The organism is Anaerolineales bacterium (genome assembly GCA_022866145.1).
Classification (GTDB): domain Bacteria; phylum Chloroflexota; class Anaerolineae; order Anaerolineales; family E44-bin32; genus PFL42.
Genome location: JALHUE010000420.1, coordinates 1 through 1,772, shown reverse-complemented (window position 1 = coordinate 1,772; position 1,772 = coordinate 1). Strand labels below are relative to the sequence as shown.

Annotated in this window: 2 protein-coding genes; both read left to right on the top strand. The window is 64.2% G+C overall.

Annotated elements, in window-relative coordinates; all coding sequences use genetic code 11:
* The coding region (locus tag MUO23_12640) for a F0F1 ATP synthase subunit gamma (GenBank protein ID MCJ7513802.1) at nucleotides 1-450 on the top strand (450 nt) is incomplete at its 5' end.
* Nucleotides 451-475: 25 nt separating this feature from the next.
* Nucleotides 476-1,772, top strand: a 1,297-nt coding sequence (atpD, locus tag MUO23_12635) for a F0F1 ATP synthase subunit beta (GenBank protein ID MCJ7513801.1), incomplete at its 3' end; no start/stop codon positions are given.

Below are 1,772 nucleotides of genomic sequence, written 5' to 3'. Positions count from 1 at the left end.
GACGTGTCCGCTATCGGCCGCTTGCTGGTCGATGAGTTCCTGCAGGGCCGGGCTGACCAGGTACACGTTGTGTACACCGACTTTGTCAACATGCTGCGGCAGGTGCCGACGGCCAAGAAGCTGCTGCCTTTGGAGCTGGAGGGCGGCGAGAGGATTGATGCCCTGGCTGCGGCCCGCGGGGGCGCTCCGGCATCCTACATCTACGAGCCCGGAGAAACCGAGCTGATCGAACAGATCGTGCCGCGTTTCACTGGGCTGCAGATCTACCAGGCCATGCTGGAATCTATGGCAAGCGAGCACGCGGCCCGGATGGTGGCCATGCAGAACGCCACCGAGAACGCCAATGCCCTGCGGGACAGCCTGCGGCTGGAGTACAACAAGGCCAGGCAGCAGGCCATCACCAGCGACATCCTGGATATCGTCGGGGGCGCGGAAGCTCTGGGCGGCTAGCGCGGTTGGGGCCTTGGAGGCGGATATGACGGAAGTGATCGGACGGGTCGCCCAGGTACGCGGCGGCGTCGTAGACTGCGAGTTCCCGGCCGGCCAATTGCCGGAGATGTATGAGGCGATCGAGGTCGAGCGCCCGGAGGCGCAGCCCCTGGTATTGGAGGTGCAGCTGCACCTGGACGACAAGACCGTGCGCACGGTCGCCATGGACACCACCGACGGTCTGCGCCGCGGGGTGCGGGCCGTGGCCACCGGCAGCCCGATTCTGGTTCCCGTGGGCGAAGCCTCACTCGGCCGCGTCTTCAACGTGCTGGGGCTGCCGATCGACGGCAAAGGCCCGGTCGAGGCCGAGACTTACTACCCGATCCACCGTCCGGCTCCGTCCTTCGAAGAGCAATCGCGCCGGGTCGAAGTGTTCGAGACCGGCTTGAAAGTCATCGACATGATCGCCCCCTTCACCCGGGGCGGCAAGACCGGCATCTTCGGCGGCGCTGGAACCGGCAAGACGGTGATCATTCAGGAGCTGATCCGCTCGATCGCTACGGTGCACAAAGGCAACTCGGTCTTCGCCGGCATCGGCGAGAGGACGCGGGAAGGCACGCAGATGTACCGCGAGATGATTGAGTCGGGCGTGCTCAAGGATACCGTGCTGGTATACGGCCAGATGAATGAGCCGCCGGGCGTGCGCCTGCGCGTCGGCCTTAGCGCACTGAGTATGGCCGAGTACTTCCGCGACCAGGGACGGGATGTCCTGCTCTTCATCGACAACATTTTTCGGTTCAGCATGTCCGGCGCCGAGGTTTCGGCGCTGCTGGGGCGAATGCCTTCGGCTGTGGGCTATCAACCGACGCTGGCGACAGAGATGGGCGTGTTGCAGGAGCGGATCACCTCGACCCGCACCGGATCGATCACCTCGATGCAGGCAGTGTACGTCCCTGCCGATGACTACTCAGATCCCGCTCCGGTCGCAACCTTCACCCACCTGGACGCAACCATCGCCCTGGAGCGGTCGATCGTAGAGAAGGGGATCTATCCTGCCGTCGATCCGCTGGCATCGACATCGCGCATCCTTGACCCGGCAATCGTTGGCGAGGAGCACTACACCACGGCGCGTGAGGTCCAGCGGGTGTTGCAGCGCTACAAGGATCTGCAGGACATCATCGCCATCCTCGGGATTGACGAGCTGAGCGAGGATGACAAGATGCTGGTCACGCGGGCGCGTAAGATCGAGCGATTCTTCTCGCAGCCGATGTTCGTGGCTGAGCAGTTTACCGGTTTGGATGGGCGCTACGTCCCGCTGCGGGAGACCATCGGCGGCTTCCGCG